General features: G+C 58.6%; 12 protein-coding genes and 1 pseudogene. 4 read left to right on the top strand and 9 right to left on the bottom strand.

Features of this window, described 5'->3' with window-relative positions:
• Positions 1–54 precede the first annotated feature (54 nt).
• Entirely contained in the window at positions 55–831 is a 777-nt protein-coding gene (locus JQ600_RS36405) for a Crp/Fnr family transcriptional regulator (RefSeq protein WP_249136262.1), read from the top strand.
• Positions 832–870: 39 nt separating this feature from the next.
• Here the strand turns inward: JQ600_RS36405 and JQ600_RS36410 are convergent, their stop codons facing one another.
• Positions 871–1,230 carry a DUF1127 domain-containing protein gene (locus JQ600_RS36410; protein ID WP_212392214.1) on the bottom strand — a complete coding sequence of 120 codons (360 nt, stop codon included), beginning with the start codon at positions 1,228–1,230 and terminating at the stop codon, positions 871–873.
• Between the two features lie 162 nt (positions 1,231–1,392).
• Between JQ600_RS36410 and JQ600_RS36415 the strand changes: the two are divergent.
• From JQ600_RS36415 to JQ600_RS36425, 3 genes and pseudogenes are all read left to right on the top strand, one after another.
• Positions 1,393–2,963: pseudogene (locus tag JQ600_RS36415) on the top strand (winged helix-turn-helix domain-containing protein).
• Positions 2,964–3,142: 179 nt separating this feature from the next.
• Positions 3,143–4,303, top strand: a complete 1,161-nt coding sequence (locus tag JQ600_RS36420) for an IS30 family transposase (RefSeq protein ID WP_212392213.1) — start codon at positions 3,143–3,145, stop codon at positions 4,301–4,303.
• 134 nt (positions 4,304–4,437) lie between these two features.
• Entirely contained in the window at positions 4,438–5,274 is an 837-nt protein-coding gene (locus tag JQ600_RS36425) for a glycosyltransferase family 2 protein (protein ID WP_212392212.1), read from the top strand.
• A gap of 119 nt (positions 5,275–5,393) precedes the next feature.
• On the opposite strand, the gene JQ600_RS36430 is transcribed toward JQ600_RS36425, so the two are convergent.
• From JQ600_RS36430 to JQ600_RS36465, 8 genes are all read right to left on the bottom strand, one after another.
• Positions 5,394–6,587 carry an aspartate kinase gene (locus tag JQ600_RS36430; protein ID WP_212392211.1) on the bottom strand — a complete coding sequence of 398 codons (1,194 nt, stop codon included), beginning with the start codon at positions 6,585–6,587 and terminating at the stop codon, positions 5,394–5,396.
• A 268-nt stretch (positions 6,588–6,855) separates the two neighbouring features.
• Positions 6,856–8,454, bottom strand: coding sequence for an FAD-binding oxidoreductase (locus JQ600_RS36435; protein WP_212392210.1), 1,599 nt, complete (start codon positions 8,452–8,454; stop codon positions 6,856–6,858).
• A 55-nt stretch (positions 8,455–8,509) separates the two neighbouring features.
• Positions 8,510–9,241 carry a protein-L-isoaspartate(D-aspartate) O-methyltransferase gene (locus tag JQ600_RS36440; protein WP_212392209.1) on the bottom strand — a complete coding sequence of 244 codons (732 nt, stop codon included), beginning with the start codon at positions 9,239–9,241 and terminating at the stop codon, positions 8,510–8,512.
• A 488-nt stretch (positions 9,242–9,729) separates the two neighbouring features.
• Positions 9,730–10,044: a DUF3303 domain-containing protein gene (locus tag JQ600_RS36445; RefSeq protein ID WP_212392208.1), complete on the bottom strand. Its 315-nt coding sequence runs from the start codon at positions 10,042–10,044 to the stop codon at positions 9,730–9,732.
• Between the two features lie 435 nt (positions 10,045–10,479).
• A complete protein-coding gene (locus JQ600_RS36450; protein ID WP_212270220.1) occupies positions 10,480–10,707 on the bottom strand; it encodes a hypothetical protein in 228 nt (75 codons plus the stop codon).
• A gap of 516 nt (positions 10,708–11,223) precedes the next feature.
• Positions 11,224–11,781 (bottom strand): NYN domain-containing protein, encoded by a 558-nt coding sequence (locus tag JQ600_RS36455; protein ID WP_212270221.1) that lies wholly within the window; start codon positions 11,779–11,781, stop codon positions 11,224–11,226.
• A gap of 285 nt (positions 11,782–12,066) precedes the next feature.
• Positions 12,067–12,891, bottom strand: a complete 825-nt coding sequence (locus tag JQ600_RS36460; RefSeq protein ID WP_212392207.1) for an alpha/beta fold hydrolase — start codon at positions 12,889–12,891, stop codon at positions 12,067–12,069.
• 14 nt (positions 12,892–12,905) lie between these two features.
• A complete protein-coding gene (locus JQ600_RS36465) occupies positions 12,906–16,226 on the bottom strand; it encodes an AAA family ATPase (protein ID WP_212392206.1) in 3,321 nt (1,106 codons plus the stop codon).
• Positions 16,227–17,105: the final 879 nt, after the last annotated feature.

Consider the following 17,105-nt stretch of genomic DNA (forward strand, 5'->3'; position numbering starts at 1 on the left):
TCCGCAACGGAATGGGTCGGAATTATCAGCTCCGCCCATTCGATTAACAGTAATTTGTCCAAGTTTTCCTCGCATTACCCACGCGGAATTTCTAACGGCCTTCTTGCAGCGCTGCCAGCGACGGACCTCGATCTGCTGAGGCCCGAGCTAGCGATGGTCGCGCTCGATCAGGACGCGGTCCTTTCGCGCGCGGGTGAGCCGATAGAGTATGTCTTCTTCCCTCATGGCGGGGCCATCTCGCTGATGATCGACATGGCGGACGGACAGACGGTTGCCACAGCCGCAGTCGGACGCGAGGGGGCAGTAGGCTTGCTCTCGGTGCTCGGGCCGTCCCCGTCGGCCGCTACCGCAGTCGTCCACGCGGCGGGCACCGCCGCGCGGATCTCTGCATCGCGATTTCACGCCGCTTTCAACTGCAGCCCTACGATCCGGCACATGGTCCAGAAATACACCGGAGCGATGCTGGTACAGTTCCAGCTCGGCGCGGCCTGCAATGCGCTGCATCCGGTCGAAGCCCGCATGGCTCGCTGGCTACTCCAGCTTCGCGACCGCATCGACCACGATGTACTCCCGCTCACCCAGCAGGGGCTTTCGGAAATACTCGGTGTACGTCGAACGACGGTGACGCACTTGATGCGCAATCTGCGCGCGCGTGGGGCGATCAGGTCTGATCAACGAGGCCGAATCGAGATCGACCGATCGCGGCTCGCGGCGGCAGCGTGCAAATGCCACGACACCATGCATCTCGAAGTCGAGGAGATCTTCTCGATCAATATGCCCGATCGCGCGCGGTGGCGCGTCTCAGGAGTTGAACCGGGCGATGCTATATGAGGGCGTTTCGGCCCGACCGACCACTATGTCGGCTGCGGGTCAATCGCGTCGGTTTGACGGTTGGCCAGCCACTTCCGGTCTACCCCCGTCAACGGACATCGCCAGATCGGCTCGGCTCTTCCGCTTCGTGCCAAAGGCGGTCATCTTAGGGGTGCCGATATCATGCATCCAACGGAGGGGATCGAGTGAAATCGAGTGGTTTGAGGTGACGTAGTCGATCTCACCGCGCGTGATACCAATGTCCATCAGCTCGCGCTCCGTCAGACGATACAACTCGGCTCGCGTCTTACTCTGTTTGCGCCACTCTTGAAATGCATTCCAATAGGTTTCAAGGGGACTGTAGACCTGCCGTTTTGCGGTTGCAGGTCCCAGTTCGATGGTCTCGTGGAGCGTGCTCATTGCGGTGTGTCCTGTCTGGGCTGTTTCACCAGACGAAGGTGCCGCAAGACGCGCCAGCGCGCTTAACTGGCGGCTTACATTTTCCTGACCGGCGGCTTATTCTTTGCTTTGCTAGCGATGCTAGGGCGACGACGGTCGGATGCCACCCAGGGAATTGGCAGCTTGCGGTATTTATTCGACGAGTACGCATTCGACACCAACCTGCGCGAATTGCATCGCGGGGCTGAGATCGTCTCCGTCGCGCCGCAGGTCTTCGACCTGCTGGAATACTTGATCCGCAACAGGGAACGCCTGGTCAGCAAGGACGACCTCATCGACGCCGTTTGGAACGGACGCATCGTCTCAGATGCCGCGCTGACGACCCGCCTAAATGCCGCTCGCAGCGCAATTGGCGACACGGGCGAGAAGCAGCGCTTAATCAAAACATTGCCGCGCAAAGGCTTCCGCTTCGTTGGTACAGTGCGGGAAGCACACAGGCCCGTAATTGAGCCGGCCGGCTCGGCGGCGCAGAACGGCGACACGGAGCCAAGCCTGCTTTCTACGCCCCACCGTTGTGTTACCTTTCGTCAACCTCAGCGCTGATCCTGAGCAAGACTATTTCGTCGATGGTGTGACTGAGAGCCTGACCACGGACTTGTCGCGCATCTCGGGCTCTTTCGTGATCGGACGACACACCGCATTTACCTACAAGGGCAGAGCGGTTGATCTCAAACAAATCGGACGTGAGTTGAACGTTCGCTATGTGCTTGAAGGCTCGGTGCAGCGCGGCGAAAAGCGCCTTCGGGTAAACGCACAGCTGATCGACGCAGAAACCGGCAATCACCTTTGGGCGGAACGCTTTGACAAGCCCATCGCCGACCTGTTCGATATGCAGGACGAAATCGTCTCAAGGCTCGCCAACGCGCTAGATGCTCAACTTATTGCGGCAGAGGCGCGGCGGGCCAAAAAGTCATTGCACCCCAATTCGATGGACCTGTATTTCCAGGGCAGGGCTTGTTGGAATAAAGGGATAACACCTGAATACATGGCGCAAGCGCGCGACTTACTGGAACGCGCCCTAAGACTCGATCCAGACAACATGGACGCACTTGTCGGCACGGCACAGGTTGACACTGCTCTGGGTTCTATCCTTTTTACTAATGATCGGATCGCGCATTTGGCGTCGGCCGAGGCGACTTTGATCAATGCTCTATCAATCGCGCCGAACCATGCAGGGGCGCACCTGGTATTGGGCATCGTCCAAATTCTTTCTAACCGTGCGGCCCAAGGCGTCGCTGAATGCGAGCGGGCGCTGGCGTTAGATCGCAATTTGGCCACTGCGCACGCTTTCATCGGTTTCGCCAAGTATACTCTCGGCCGCGCTGAGGAAACCGAGGTCTATGTCCAAGAGGCACTTCGTATCTCCCCTCGCGATATCCTCGCGTACCCGTGGATGATGTTCGCAGGCTTCGCGAAGTTACTGCTCCATTCCGACGCGGATGCGCTCGCTTGGTTGCGCCGTAGCATCGAGGCCAACCGCAATTTTCCATCGCCACTTCCTTCTCGCTGCTGCCTTAGCGCTGCTTGGCGAGTTAGACCAGGCTCGGGCCGCCGTGCAGGCGGGCTTTTCGCTCAACCCAGCTTTTACCATGCACATCTACTGCACCAATGCAGTAAGCGACAATCCGACCTACCTCGCCGGACGCAACCGCATCTGTGAGGGCATGCGCTTAGCCGGGGTGCCGGAGGGTTAAGTTGTCGGAAACGGTCCGTCGGACGCCATGTCCGTTTAGGGTCAGAAGCTGCCTCGACAGCCCCGCAACGCCACTTCGGCTTTGCCTCGACCAACGGACATTTACCGACCGTCCGTTTGGTGCGGCGGGCTCAATTGGTCAGCAACACTCTAATCTTTTAGCAAAGATGGAGTGTGGACATGGAACAGCGACGTCGCATTTATTACTCGGCGGCCCAGCGATCAGAAATCTGGGATCGGTGGCAGGCCGGCGAGCCGATGAGTTCGATCGGACGCCGATTTGACCGGGAATCCTCGTCCGTCTTCTCAGTGATCTCGCCGACCGGCGGCATCCGTCCTCCGGATCGGCGCCGTGCCAAGCAGGCGCTCAGCCTTTCTGAACGAGAGGAGATCTCTCGATGGCTCAGCATGCGCTGCTCGTTGCGGTCGATCGCGCGCCACTTGGGACGATCTGCGTCAACCATCAGCCGTGAAGTCCAGCGCAATGGTGGGGCGGATCGCTATCGGGCTGCGGGGTCCGATCGGGCCGGGTGGGATCGGGCGCGGCGCCCCAAGCTTTGCAAGCTGGCTTGCCGTCCGTTCCTGAGGCGGACAGTATCAACCTTGCTGCAGCGGCAATGGTCACCGGAGCAAATTGCCGGCTGGCTCAAGCGCACCTATCCGGGGGAACCTCAAAAGCAGGTGTCACACGAGACGATCTATCGAAGCCTGCTCATTCAGGCCCGCGGCGTGCTGAAAAAGGAGCTTCTTGAGCACCTGAGGGCAAGGCGCACGGTCCGCCGATCCAGACATGCCAGCATGAAACGAAACGGGCTCGGGCAGATCAAGAATGCCGTGTCCATCAGCGAGAGGCCGGCATCTGTTGAAGATCGCGCCGTGCCGGGCCACTGGGAGGGCGACCTGATCGGCGGGTCCAGGAATAGCTATGTCGCAACGCTTGTCGAGCGTCATTCGCGCTACGTGATGCTGGTCAAGGTCGCGAACAAGGATACTGAAAGCGTCGTCTCGGCGCAGATCAAACAATCGCAGAGACTGCCCAGTGAACTCTACCGGTCGCTGACTTGGGACAGAGGTAAAGAGCTTGCTGATCACCAACGCCTGACACTGGCCACCGAGGTCGAGGTCTATTTTTGTGACCCTCGGTCTCCCTGGCAGCGCGGCTCAAACGAAAACACCAACAGATTGCTGCGCCAGTATCTTCCGCGTGGCACCGATCTGTCCTTGCACAGCCAGGCTAGGCTCAGTGCCATCGCAAGGCAACTCAATGAAAGGCCGAGAAAGACCTTGCTCTATCAGACGCCGGCTGAGAAGTTCGCAGAATGTGTTGCAGCGATCGGTTGAACTCGCCGCCAGAAGGCGACATTCGTCGGCGGCGTCCCGCCGGTCACATACGTCCTACGATTCTAAACCCTTGCGGTTACTGCGCCCGCCTACCATGATTGGTACTAATTCTTTCTCGCAGCCAGGTGGTGATCATGCTGGGCACGAGTAGTTGGCAGCTCCGCGACGGTGAACAAATCATTGCTTGCAATGGAACCCTGTTGGGCCATAGGCACTTTATGATCGGAATCACCCGCGTTCGCAACGAATCGCTTATCCTCCGAGACACACTGGACTACGTCGGCAGACACGTAGATGCGATAGTTGCCTATGATGACGCGAGTACGGATCGAACGCTGGAGATTCTTGGTGGACACCCAAAAGTCGCTCTAATCGTGACAAATCGGTCGTGGGAAGCGGACATCGAGGCACGTCGGATTGCCGAGGGTCGACATCGCGGACTTTTGCTGCAGACGGCGCGCGAACATTTGCAGTTCGACTGGATGTTTTGCTTCGATGCGGATGAGCGCGTCACCGGAGATCTACGCGGATACGTGGAACGAACGCATTCTAGCGATTGCGACGGCGTACGGGTTCAATTATTCGACGCTTATATGACTCCTGGCGATCATGCACCCTATCAAGCCGATAGCGAACTGTTGGACTTTCGTCGTTTCTTCGGCCCGGAACGGCGGGACATTCTGATGTTGTGGCGAAACCGGTTGGAGGTCTTCTTCGCGAAGCACCATGGGCGAGAGCCGGGTGGTGTTGAACACGTGGAGACCGGTCTGTATTGCCAACACTATGGTAAGTCGTTGTCGGTCGAACATTGGGACGAGACTTGCGAATACTACATGCGACACTTTCCGCTCGATACCTACGGACGAAAATGGCGCGATCGCAAAGGTCGAGCAATCCACACCCAATCTGACTTCATGCGGCCCTTGTATGAGTGGGATGAAACGCTCTTCGCGAATGCGGTGAAGATGTGACTTGTCTGAAAATCGAACGTGGCTCCCGCTTCGTGCCAATGTTGACCGCATGGCTGACATAGGCTCACGCCGAATTTCTCACGCAGAGTGCCGAAATATTTTTGGGCGAAAACGGTCAACTAGATCAGCGAATGCAAAGCCTTGACCGCGGCCTCGCGGCTCTCCGCAGGAATAATTAGATTCACCGAATGCGGTGACAAAACAAATTTGTCGGCGACAATCCCGTGATACTTCAGGATCTGGATCGCCTTAAATGGCAAGTCTGAGGAAACGCCGCCGAAGCAAGTGAGGCTCACCGAACTTAACGTCTCACGCTGCTGGCGCAAGTCTTTACTTCCCTCCAGCGTGCGCAGCAAAGTTTCGAGCGACTCCGAATCCGAGGTCATCATAATGCGCGTTTTTCCGGCGGTGAAAGCCGAGGCGAGGAGTTGCGGCCAAGATAATCCGTTTTGCTTCAGATGCTGCGCGAATTTCTCAAAGCCTTGATTGAGATCTGTCGAATCGATCTCCACATGTTCAATGCGAGCCATCGAGTTGACGGCCAAAACTCTTCCGCTTTCCATCCCGATAACCTCTCTCATCACTTGCGTGCTGTGTTCAGCGCTGCCCAATTGTTTTAAGACCAAAGGAACGTTTTGGCTTTGCGCCAGCTCCACGCTGCGAAAATGCAAGACCTTGGCGCCCCAAAAACACATTTCGGATAGCGATGCAAAATCCAGCTGACGCAAGGGCTTTGAATTCGCCACGATGCGCGGATCAGCCGAGCAAACTCCGTCGACCTCTTTGATAATCTCGCAGCGCTCGGCTTTTAGTGCTGCTGCCATGGCAACCGCAGTGGTGTCGCTGCCACCTCGGCCCAGCGTGGTAATTTCTTTGGTCACCGGGTTCACGCCCTGAAAGCCGGCCAAAACCACGATGCGTCCGCGGTCGAGTTCTTCGCGCACGCGAATGGGCCGCACATCTAAAATGCGCGCGGAAGAGTGGGATTCGTCGGTCATCACTCCGGCTTGGCTGCCGGTAAAACTAATCGCCGGCACGCCAAAATCGGACAGCGCCATGCTCATTAGAGACATACTGATGCGCTCGCCGGTGGTTAACAGCATATCGAGTTCACGGCGATTGGGATTCGGGCTTACTTGATAGGCCATCTTAACAAGTTCATCGGTGGTCTTTCCCATCGCTGAAACGATCGCCACGATCCGATGACCACGCCTGTGTAGATCGGCGAGATTGCCCGCAACCGCGCGAATTTTTGCCGGTGTTTCGAGACAGGCGCCGCCGTATTTTTGGACGATGATGGGATGGTTGTGCATTCTACTTTCAGAAATACCCCGAGAAAGCCCTGCGCGCCAGCACGAACAAACTGCGACACGCGCGGCTGCAAGCCTTTATCAAGAAGCCTGTCGGCTTTGGGTCAATCGCGTCATTCTGGTCGTCGGCCGACTACTTCCTGCCTTCCCCCGGAACGTCGTCAGGGTCGGTCGCCTTGTCTCAAAGGTGCCCACAACGGACTCGTGCACCGCAGCAAATGGCACAATTATTCACGCTCGCGGCCAAACCCCGTTGGCGCGTCGATCAGCCTTACGGATCGATGAGCACTCCCGGGTTGAGCACGCCTTGCGGATCGAGTTCTCTTTTTGCTGCCCGAAACGCGGCCGCAAAAAGCCCCGGGCGCTGACGATCGTACCAAGGCCGATGATCACGGCCAACAGCATGATGATGCGTGATAGTGCCACCCGCCTCAATCAGCGCATCGCTGGCCGCATTCTTGATCGCCTGCCACTGTTCCAGAAGAGCACCGTGGCGGCCGAGTGCGTGGAAGGAGAAATACGGTGCGGGCCCGTCCGGATAGACATGGGTGAAGCGGCATGTGACCTCGCCTTTTACGCCAGTCGCCTGGAGGATCGCACGCTCCGTCGCCGCCTTCACTTCGTCGTGGAAACTTTCGAACCGATCCCAGGTGATAGCGGTCTCAAAGGTGTCATTGATGAGACCGGCCGGCGTCAGAAACTCGCGCGCATAGGGCATACGAATAAATGCGTTGCGCCAGACTCCTGCCGCGCCTTCGAGATGTGCATCGCCGGCCTTTTCGGCCTCCGGCGTCCCGCCATGGTCGGCGCAGCATTCGAGCGCGCGTGCCATCCAGGCGTCCGGTGAATGGTCGCCGGATTCAAAGCCCAGCACCATGATCGCGACGCTGCCGTCGGCGGCGCCGGTGTTGAATGCCTCTTGCGCGTCAAGGATGCGGCAGTTCGATGGATAGAGGCCGGCCTGCGCGATGGCGCGCAGCGCGCGCGCCGCACCGAAGAAAGAATGGAAATGAACCGATGCGCCGGCACGGAATTTCGGGCGTGGCTGCAATCGCATCCAGGCGCGCGAAATCACCCCGAGCGTGCCTTCCGAGCCGATGAACATGCGGTCGGGGCTCGGTCCGGCACCCGATCCAGGCAAGCGGCGCGTTTCCAGCACGCCGCGCGGGGTTACGACGCGCAGGCTTTCGACGAAATCGTCAATATGTGTGTAGAGACTAGCGAAATGGCCGCCCGATCGCGTCGCGATCCAGCCGCCAAGGGTTGAATATTCGAAACTCTGTGGAAAATGCCGCAACGTGAGGCCATGCGGCTTAAGCTGGCTCTCCAGCGATGGACCATAGGCACCACCTTCGATCAGTGCGGCGCGCGATATCTGATCCACCTCGACAACCTTACCGAGATTGCGGAGGTCAAGCGTGATCGCCGCCTTATAGCGAAGCCCGTCGACTCGCGGCTCGACACCGCCGCAGACGCTCGACCCGCCCCCGAACGGCGTCAGCGAGGCGCTGGCACCACCGGCCCAATCCATCACAGCGGAAATCTCTGCTTCGTTGCGTGGATAGGCGATCACGTCGGGCGCGCTGTCGTAGTCAGCGAGCATGGCTCGCACGTAGTCTGGATAGGATTTGCCATAGGCGTGCGCGACGCGATCGTAGCGTTCGCTCGTGCAGAAAGTGGCAAGTGAGGCCGGCGGCGCCACGCGCGGCGCGCGCAGCGCCAGGTCCTCGAGACGCGGGACAGCTTTTGTCTCAAATGCATCGCGTGCAAATTTTGCGCGGTAACGGCCGAGCACAAAGGCCTGCTCCTCAGCAGTCATGCCTTCGTCTTCACGGCCCCAGCCATAATGTTTTAGCCTCGCACCGCTCATGGCTTCCTCCTCTGTTTTCTAACTGTGACTTTGGAGATAGCCGCCATACCGGCTCTTAATCATGTGAACGCGTAAAGGGCACAAAGCGCACGAGAGCGACGGCGCGCGTTGTCGTCTTGTCAGGGGCAATCTTTTCGACGACCGTGAGGTGCTGAGTGGTGTAAGCGGGCCCGACTGGCATGACGAGCCGACCACCCACTTTAAGCTGCTCAATCAGCGGCGGTGGTGGCTGCCCGAGCGCGGCGGTCACGACGATGGCGTCAAAGGGACCGCATTCGGGCCAGCCACCATAACCGTTGCCAAGCCTGACGCTTACGTTGTCATACGCGAGGTCTCTTAGTGTTTTCGCGGCCGCCTCGGCCAATGCCGGGATAATCTCGATTGTGCAGACCTTTCGCGCCAGGTGCGCAAGGATGGCGGCCTGATAGCCCGAGCCCGTACCGACTTCGAGCACAACATGATCCGGAGCGATCCGGGCTAACTCGGTCATCAAGGTGACGATGAACGGCTGCGATATCGTCTGGCCGAGGCCGATCGGAATCGGCCTATCCGCGTATGCGATGGAGCAAGATCGCTCAGGGATGAACAGATGGCGTTTCGTTTGCCCCATGGCCTCAAGGACCCTTTCCGACATGGCCTGCTGTCCCAAACCACTGGCGTCGGACCGGGCGTAGGCCCGGATGGTTTCGACCATGGCGGCACGTTCGCGGACACATTCGGCGTCCTGTGCGGTCGCTTCCCGCGCGACGGCAACCATGGAAAGCATGAGCAGCAGCAAGTTCTTCATGATGGTGCGGTCTCCGGTCGGTCCACGCTTCGCGTCAACCGCTTGAGGGCAACGAGTGGATTCGACCGATCAGCCGTTAAGCGAAAACACGGTGTCCAGCGACTGACCGTAATTCGGTAAGCCTTGGTACCATGACTGCATCTGGCCGGTAATTGCCGCGGAAATGGCCTGTGAACTTTATCGAATGTCTCTTGTTAGCACTTCAGTTACGCTCAGGCCATCTTGCTAGTTGTTGCTCCGGCTGGCGAGCGGCCCAATGCCCTTGACCGGGATTCCCCACCCAATGTCCGTTGCGGGTCAATCGCGTCACTTTGGTCGTCGGCAGACTACTTCCGGTTTTCCCCCGGAAGCGGACATCGTCAGGGCCGGTCGGCATGTCTCATAAGTGCCAATAGGCGACATTTGGTAGCGACTTCGCTCGGCCGCTTCGTCGACGTGGAGCGAGCAGTGGAGCGCTCGCGATCCTGCAGTCTTCCGGTGTGATGCTGTTACTTGCCTTTGAGCTCGTCACGAAAGGCAATTGCTTCAAGCTCGACCCGGACGGCGTCCATGACAGGAACCACTGGCCGCGCTTCGAATACAAAGGCAGGCAGCATCGAGCAGAACTTGTGAACCGCCAACGGATCGTCGCAATCCAGCAGCATATACCCGCCCCAGTCCCCCACTCGTATGACGAACATCTCGATCTTGAAGTTGTCGGGCGCTTTCCATTGAGTGAAGACCTCCAGAATCCGCTTCTGGGCATTCTCGTACTCGATGGGCGATCCTTGCGAACGTTCGCTCCAGGTGATCATGTACTTCATCGGTATCCTCCTTTGTTTGTTGTGAAGTGGGCATTGGAGGGCTTGCCATCGAGCTAAGTCGGTAAATTGGTGCGCACGGATTAGGTCAAGAAGCGCTCCGCCGGCAGCTGGGCTGGAGCGCTGCGCACTCAGGGTAGACCCCGTCTGCTGCTTCGTGGAGCTGCCGGCTAATTTCTTTGTTTAGAGCTTCATGCTCCCATGTTGTGCCATCGCTTTTAACGACCTTAGTGGCACGAACATAGGCATGGGTTTCCGCAGCGTCATCACCGACACGGATTGTTTCATTGAGATGGAACGGGCAAATCGCTGTCGCGCGCGTCGTCGTCAGCGCATATCGAACGACAGAAGCGAGATCGTCGGTCCAGCTATCGACGGACATAAGAGACCTCTTTCAGCCAGCTCAAGGTCTTTCTCTTCAAAAGCATATCACAAAAATCATGCCGTACTTTGATGCGGTTCAAAGGTCAGTATTACTGATACACTGTGATTTTCGGCGCAGCGCGCTGGATCGTCGCCGTTGAACAAAACAGCTGGCTTGGTCCGCGTGATCATTGCGTCGTAATTGCCCGCAAGGCGTAATAGGCGTTGCTTAATGAATGGATCGGCTTGAGTGGCGAGTTCACGTATTTGTCGTGCTCGCTCCTTATAAAAATCATCGTCCATCTGGGATCCCCACTAAACACCTCAATGGCTTATAGAGACGATCTCGTCTTGTTCATGTGATTGAGGACACAGTTCAGGCATTTTCCGCGACTTACTGGTACCGTTCCGCGGGTCCTAACCGCTCGCGAATGCAGCGTTTACAGTTTCTTGCGCGGATGGTCGTCGGCCACCGCGGAATGCTTCCACGGCGATAACAAGAGATAAAGGTCGCAGGCATTCGCGCGCTGCGACCCGCCGGGCGCAAATAAATTAGTGCTTAAAAATGCTCGATCCGCCGGCCCGGTTATCCCAGAGACTGCCCCCGGTATCGACGAGTGTGGAGTCAAAATTGAAGTTCCCGCTGCGAAACACATCGACTGTTGCGAAACCGAGACACAAAGAGGATAGCCGCAACGGCACCGGCAGTCCTGTGAAGACCTCTTGCTCGCGCAACTTTCAAGAACAATCGTGCGCGCATCGGGTTCCATGTGGGTTGGTGCATCAAGCGGCCGGTAGAGGCATGTCGAGAATGCCTCCCTACGAAAACTCATCCCTCTGGTTGCGCATTCTGCTCTCCTCCTTTGTCCGCCCTATCGCAGCCTTGAGATCATCCAATTCGAGGAACGTATCCGCCTGCCGACGCAATTCGTCAGCAACCATCGCAGGTTTCGTTCGCATGCTTGATACGACTGTGACGCGAGGACCGAGGCGCTGGATTGCTTCCACAAGGCGACGAAAATCGCCGTCCCCAGAAAACAACAATATGTGGTCTACATGCTTCGCAATCTCGACCGCATCGACTGCGAGTTCGACTCCAATATTGCGCTTGTATTTCCGCCGGCCCTGACCATCATCGAACTCTTTGACCGAGTTCGTACGCACTGTGAAACCGTTATAGTCGAGCCAATCGATGAGGGGCCGGGTCGTTTGAAACTCTTCAGCGATGATCGTGTAGTAATAAGCACGCACCAGCACGCCGCGCGTCCTGAACTCGGCGAGAAGCCTCTTAAAATCAATGCTGAAGTCCAAGGCTTTCGCCGTGTGGTGGAGGTTCAGGCCGTCGACAAAGAGCGCCAATTTTTCCGAAGGAATCATCGCTCCAAGCTCCCTTCATTACCCATAGGACTGCGGTGCATTACGGAGAAACTAAGATTGCCGGCGGGGTGACGGGCTTTGTCCACTGCTACCGCGTCGCGGCGTTCGCTTCAAACTCGGAAGTGTCCCTGCTTGCACGGCACGTCCGTTGGACCTTCAGGATCGGACGTCGTCGGGCCGCCCCGGCAAGTTCGTTTCGTGCCAGACTGTGATTGCAGTGCTATTCTGTCGGCGCCAACGAGGGTCGACGGCGGGGTGACGAGGGCGAGTACCTGGCGTTTCGACTCAATGGCTATTCAGGAATTGGAGTGCGGCCTCGCTAAAGGGCCCGGGCGACTCCAGACAAAGGGCATGCGAGGTGTCGGGAAGGATGACCTGTTGCACGTCCGGGAGATAGCTCGCTAACTTTTGGCAGGTGATCCGAAAGATCGGTTTGGTGTTGGCACCCTCGATCAGTAGTACCGGCATCGTTAGCTTTCGTGCGGTCGCAGGCGCAAACGGTGGAGGCGGGGGACGCGGTCGGAAAGCTGCGCCGATTACGTCCGCATTCTCGTTGATGAAGGCGAGATGCTCGCCCCGAATCCGGTCGAGGATTTCGTGGCCGAACACGTAGAGGAGTTGCTCCTCGACGGCTTTGGTCCGATTGCCTTCCTGCCATTCCTCGAAAACTATCTTCCTGTTCTCGCCAAATTCGGCCAGCAATCCCGGCACTGCAGGATCGTCCAGCGCAACCGTCGCGACGGCTGGCTCCGCCAGCACTAGTGAGCGCACAAGGTCCGGGCGCTCGCTGGCGAATTGCGCGGAGACCCCGCCGCCATAGGAATGGCCGATGAGATGAACCGGCGGCAGGTCAAGCTGGCGCAGCAGGGTTGAAAGGTCAGCGACGTGGGTGGCGACACTGAATCCCGCGCCGTCATCCGGCCATTTGTTCGGCCAGTAGTAGCGCTGGCTGAGCGCAAGGACCCGGTAGTTCGGGCGAAGCACATCGACTTGTCGGCGCCACGAACGATAGTCGCCTAGCAGCCCGTTGATCAGGATTACGGGAGGGCCTACGCCCGCCTCGAGATAGGTCAGCTCGGCGCCGTTGATCTCAATCGACCGCCTGTTCATTGGCGTAACCTCCTCTATCGACGCAACGTGTCCAGCACTTTTCGAGCGGCAGCAAGATCGACGATTTCGTGCTTGGTGTCGAATGCGTCGATGATGGTGTGCAGGCGCGCCGCACCCTCCTGGGCGCGCCCTTGACGTGCAAGAACTGATGCAAGTTGTGTGGTGGCGCGGAGCTTGAATAATCGCGCTTCCTGCCGCTGGGAAATAGCAATCGATTTCTCGAAGAGATGCACAGCGCCGGTCAGATCGTTTCCGCAAGCGGCGATTTGGCCACGAATGCGGATGCATTCAGCTAAGGCGGCTGCTTCGTCAGTATCGATAACGAGGGCATCGGTCTCATCCAGCAGTTGAGATGCCTCGTCGAGGCGGCCCGCCCGCACCAGAAGATCACACAGCCAGCATATTCGCTCGGGGGTATGAAATACGATCCCCTGACCACGCCAAAGCACGATTCCTTCGCGGGCATCGGCGATGCCGGCATCCAGTTCACCCAATCGCGAGCGCGCAAGTCCCCGCCATGAAAGACCATTGCTGAGCCGGGTCGTGTAGCCATGGCGTTCGCTGATCTCAATTAGCTTGGCAGAGTCCCGCAGTAGCACATCGTTTTGGCCGAGCAGTGCGCATAAATAGCACTTCACGAGAAGACCCCAGGCGATGTCGAAGGGCTTCTCCATGCGGTCGATGGTTTGAACGAAGCACTCTGTCGTTTCGACAGCCTCATCAATGAAACCCATCGCAACCAGTGATCGGAAAAAGTAGGACTGGGTCGCGATCAATTGATCCGCGCCGCCTAGCAAAATACGACGGCTGGCATGAGTTCGATCAATCAGATCTCGGGCCTTACGCAGGGCGTCGATCGCGAAACGCCATTCTCCCCGGTTGAAATGAGCAGTCCCCTTTGACGACCAAAGGCCGCTCACATAGGCCGGAGGTAGCAGATCGGCGTGATTTTTCAGTTGCTCATCGGCGAGCGTCAGATAATCGCGATTACGCCCGATGGCATAAAAAAACCCAGAGAGCGATATCGCCGCTTCACACTGCAATTCGACCAATGCAGTGGCCGAGGCGGCACGACGTGCAGCATCAAGCGCCTGACTAAGGCGCTCGGAACGAAACCCTTCCGCCTGCGTCAAGGCATTGGCCATCGCCAGGTGGAGACGTGTCATCCGCTCGGCGCCGCCGGTCACATCGTCTAGCCTCTTGCTGCAGTCAATTGCGTTGGCAAAGTGCGATACCGCCTCACGGCTGGCAGCCCTGGCCATGGCGGCCACTCCCGCCTTTTGCCAGTGATCGAGCGCGCCGCCCCAGTCGCAGGCTTCCTGAAGATGGTGCGCCAGGAGCTCCGGGTTGCGCCCGACCGCATCGGCACGAAGCTCGACCAGGGAAACCGCGATCTGGCGGTGCAATTGGGCCCGTTGGTTGCGAAGGAGGGTGCCGATGGCCGCGTCCTGGATCAAGGCGTGTTTGAACTGATAGCTTTCGCAGTGGGGATCTCTTCGCGGGTAGATAAGTTCAGCCTCGATCAGGTCGTGCAGTGCCCGTTTAACCGCGGCAGCGTCTCGTTGGCTCACCGCGATCAGAAGATCGGCATCGAACACCCGGCCCAAAAGCGCCGCCACCTGAATGATGTGCCGGATCGGCGCCAGACGATCCAAACGGGCATGAAGCGCGGCCTGCAATGTCGCAGGGATCTCGATGGCCCCGCCGAAGCCGACGTTACTTCTACTTTCGGCGACCGATTTGGTCAGCTCTTCGATGAATAGCGGCACACCGTCGGTCTTGGCGACCAATTGCGCCAGCATGGCCGCCGGAAAATCATCGGCCGCGACGCGACGAATCATCGCTTCGGTCTCGCGGCGGCTGAGCCTGGCGAGTGGCAAGGTCACCAGCGGCGACGAATTCGACCACGGCGCACGAAACTCCGGTCGGGCGGTCAGCAGAACAAAAAGTCGTTGCGACGCCATGTCAGAGAGCATCTGACCGACATATTCTGTTGTCGACGGATCAATCCAATGGGCATCCTCGACGACCACGAGCACTGGGTTTCGCCGCTGCACTGCAGAGGTCAGCTGCGACAGGGCGGCGAAGACAGCTTGGCGAACCTGTCCAGGATCCGCCGGGCCGGCATCCGACCCCGGATCCGCAGAAAGACCCAGCAGCATGGCGAGCGGCCCGACCACATCGGCACTGTCCAAACCGAGATCGAGGAGAAAGTGTCCGAGGCGCTCCCGCCGCGCGACGTCATCCTTTTCGCCGGCAACGCCCAGCGCTCGATGCAATTGCTGGATCACCGGCCAGAGCGCGCTGGTCTGATGTTGTGGAGAGCCATAAAAGACGATTTCGGCGTGCGGCGTTTCGCGGAGCTGCATGCGAAGCGTCTGCAGCAAGCGGGATTTGCCGATGCCGGCCTCTCCCTGCAGCAGCACGGCCTGGCCTTCGCCTTCCATCGCGTTCTCCCACCGCTTGGTGAGAAAGCCGAGTTCGGTCTCGCGGCCGATCGGTGGGGTCAAGAATTGTCCACCTCTCGCCTCAAAGCGGTTGGGGGCGGCGCTGGGGCGCAGCACCCGATAGATTGCAATCGGTGCGCTGACGCCCTTGAGCATTTGCGGGCCGAGCGGCTCAACCTCGAAGAGGCCCTCCACGAGGCGCAGCGTCGCCTCGCTCATGACCAGGCTACCCGGCAGTGCCAAGCCTTGCAGACGTGCGGCAATATTTGGCGCTTCGCCAACGATGCCGTCACACAGGCGCTTCTCGCCAACTCCCAGTTCACCGACAACGACTGGGCCGGTGTTGACACCGCAGCGGGCTTCGAGACCTTCTCGCCCAAGCTCCGTCAATCCGGCCATGATATCGAGGCCCGCCTGGACTGCACGCTGAGCGGAATCCTCGTGGGCCCTCGGATAACCGAAATAGGCGGTCACGCCATCCCCGATGAAAAGGCCGATTTGCCCTTCATGGCACTGAACCACCTCTGCGCATACTTTCTGAAATGACAGCAGCAGATTTCGCAGATCTTCCGCATCTAACGTCTCAGCGAGGTGGGTCGAGCCGACGACGTCGCAAAAAAGGACGGTCAGTTGCCGTCGTTCCGCTTCAGTTGCCGGCTCCGTTGTCGGAACGATCGGCGGCGCCCCCATTGACTGCATCGCCGCATCGGAGAGGTTGCCCTCAATCGCCTGGAGCAGGCGCTTGCGAGCCCCAACCGGCAGACCGGCCGCCGTCAGGTCTGCATCTGTCAGTTCGGGCAGGATATCGAGTTCGATGTCCTGAGCCAGTAGCGCGTCCGCGTAGCGCCCCAGTCCTCGCGCCTCAAGCCACTCGCGAAGTTGTGCCATATTGGCCCTCGCAGAGTTCGACGTACATCATGGCCCTGTAGGGTGCGTCAGCATACACGCATGGACTGCTTCAGTCAGCAATTGTTGGGTCCAACCTCCCAGGCCACATTTGGCCGATGCGTGCTGGACCTCAACGCGATGTTGATTGTGGTCAGCTGTGCTTACTAGGGTAGCGCCGTCGACGGTGATCGCGATGCCGCTCGCCCTCGATGCGGGTCTTGGCATCTTGGCGGTTCGAGGAACCTGCCCGCTCTAAGGCCTCAATTTCGTCCTGGCGCCCCGAGGAGATTGGCCGTTCAGGGTCATTAAGCGACATCGCGTTTCGCTTGCGATATGTCTGCTCACGTTCCTAGAGCAGACACGGGAGACCGAGTTTCCTAAAACTATTTCAGCGAGAGATTGCCGCGCACGCCCAACATACAGCATCGCTTAACCACCGAGCCGGCCGAAAAAGGGAGCAAACTCACTGCCACCCCTACCGCTCAGCGATGATCGAACCAGTCTCCGCCAATCGTCTCTTAAAAAACGGGAATTTCCGCGGTTCGGGCTGGAGACTTTCGGTAAATTCTCGCCAAGGTTGCCGTTTTCCGGCGACTGGAGACTTGGGGTAACCGCACGAAAAGCCTATAAAATAAGGTACTTTTAACCGATATAGGCCCACCCTCCCTGGTTGAGCGAGTGGCTGGCTGGGGCGGGAGGGATCGAACCTCCGTCGAGCTCGCAGTTAACCCATTGAAAAGACGCGATTTTCACGTGCCGTTACTGAGGCTGTGCTACACGCCTGTGAGACAGCGCGCAAGCAAAAAACCCGGCTTCGAATTATCGCAGCGATAAACGACGTCCAGACATGTTTGGCTCTTGCACGGTTCCGAGGTTCAA

The organism is Bradyrhizobium sp. AUGA SZCCT0176 (assembly GCF_018130145.1).
Taxonomy (GTDB): Bacteria; Pseudomonadota; Alphaproteobacteria; order Rhizobiales; family Xanthobacteraceae; genus Bradyrhizobium.

Coding starts and splice junctions, on each gene's coding strand:
- JQ600_RS36425 (WP_212392212.1), top strand. CDS start 4,438: ATGCTGGGCACGAGTAGTTGGCAGCTCCGCGACGGTGAACAAATCATT.
- JQ600_RS36465 (WP_212392206.1), bottom strand. CDS start 16,226: ATGGCACAACTTCGCGAGTGGCTTGAGGCGCGAGGACTGGGGCGCTAC.
- JQ600_RS36460 (WP_212392207.1), bottom strand. CDS start 12,891: ATGAACAGGCGGTCGATTGAGATCAACGGCGCCGAGCTGACCTATCTC.
- JQ600_RS36420 (WP_212392213.1), top strand. CDS start 3,143: ATGGAACAGCGACGTCGCATTTATTACTCGGCGGCCCAGCGATCAGAA.
- JQ600_RS36440 (WP_212392209.1), bottom strand. CDS start 9,241: ATGAAGAACTTGCTGCTGCTCATGCTTTCCATGGTTGCCGTCGCGCGG.
- JQ600_RS36450 (WP_212270220.1), bottom strand. CDS start 10,707: ATGGACGATGATTTTTATAAGGAGCGAGCACGACAAATACGTGAACTC.
- JQ600_RS36445 (WP_212392208.1), bottom strand. CDS start 10,044: ATGAAGTACATGATCACCTGGAGCGAACGTTCGCAAGGATCGCCCATC.
- JQ600_RS36430 (WP_212392211.1), bottom strand. CDS start 6,587: ATGCACAACCATCCCATCATCGTCCAAAAATACGGCGGCGCCTGTCTC.
- JQ600_RS36435 (WP_212392210.1), bottom strand. CDS start 8,454: ATGAGCGGTGCGAGGCTAAAACATTATGGCTGGGGCCGTGAAGACGAA.
- JQ600_RS36410 (WP_212392214.1), bottom strand. CDS start 1,230: ATGAGCACGCTCCACGAGACCATCGAACTGGGACCTGCAACCGCAAAA.
- JQ600_RS36455 (WP_212270221.1), bottom strand. CDS start 11,781: ATGATTCCTTCGGAAAAATTGGCGCTCTTTGTCGACGGCCTGAACCTC.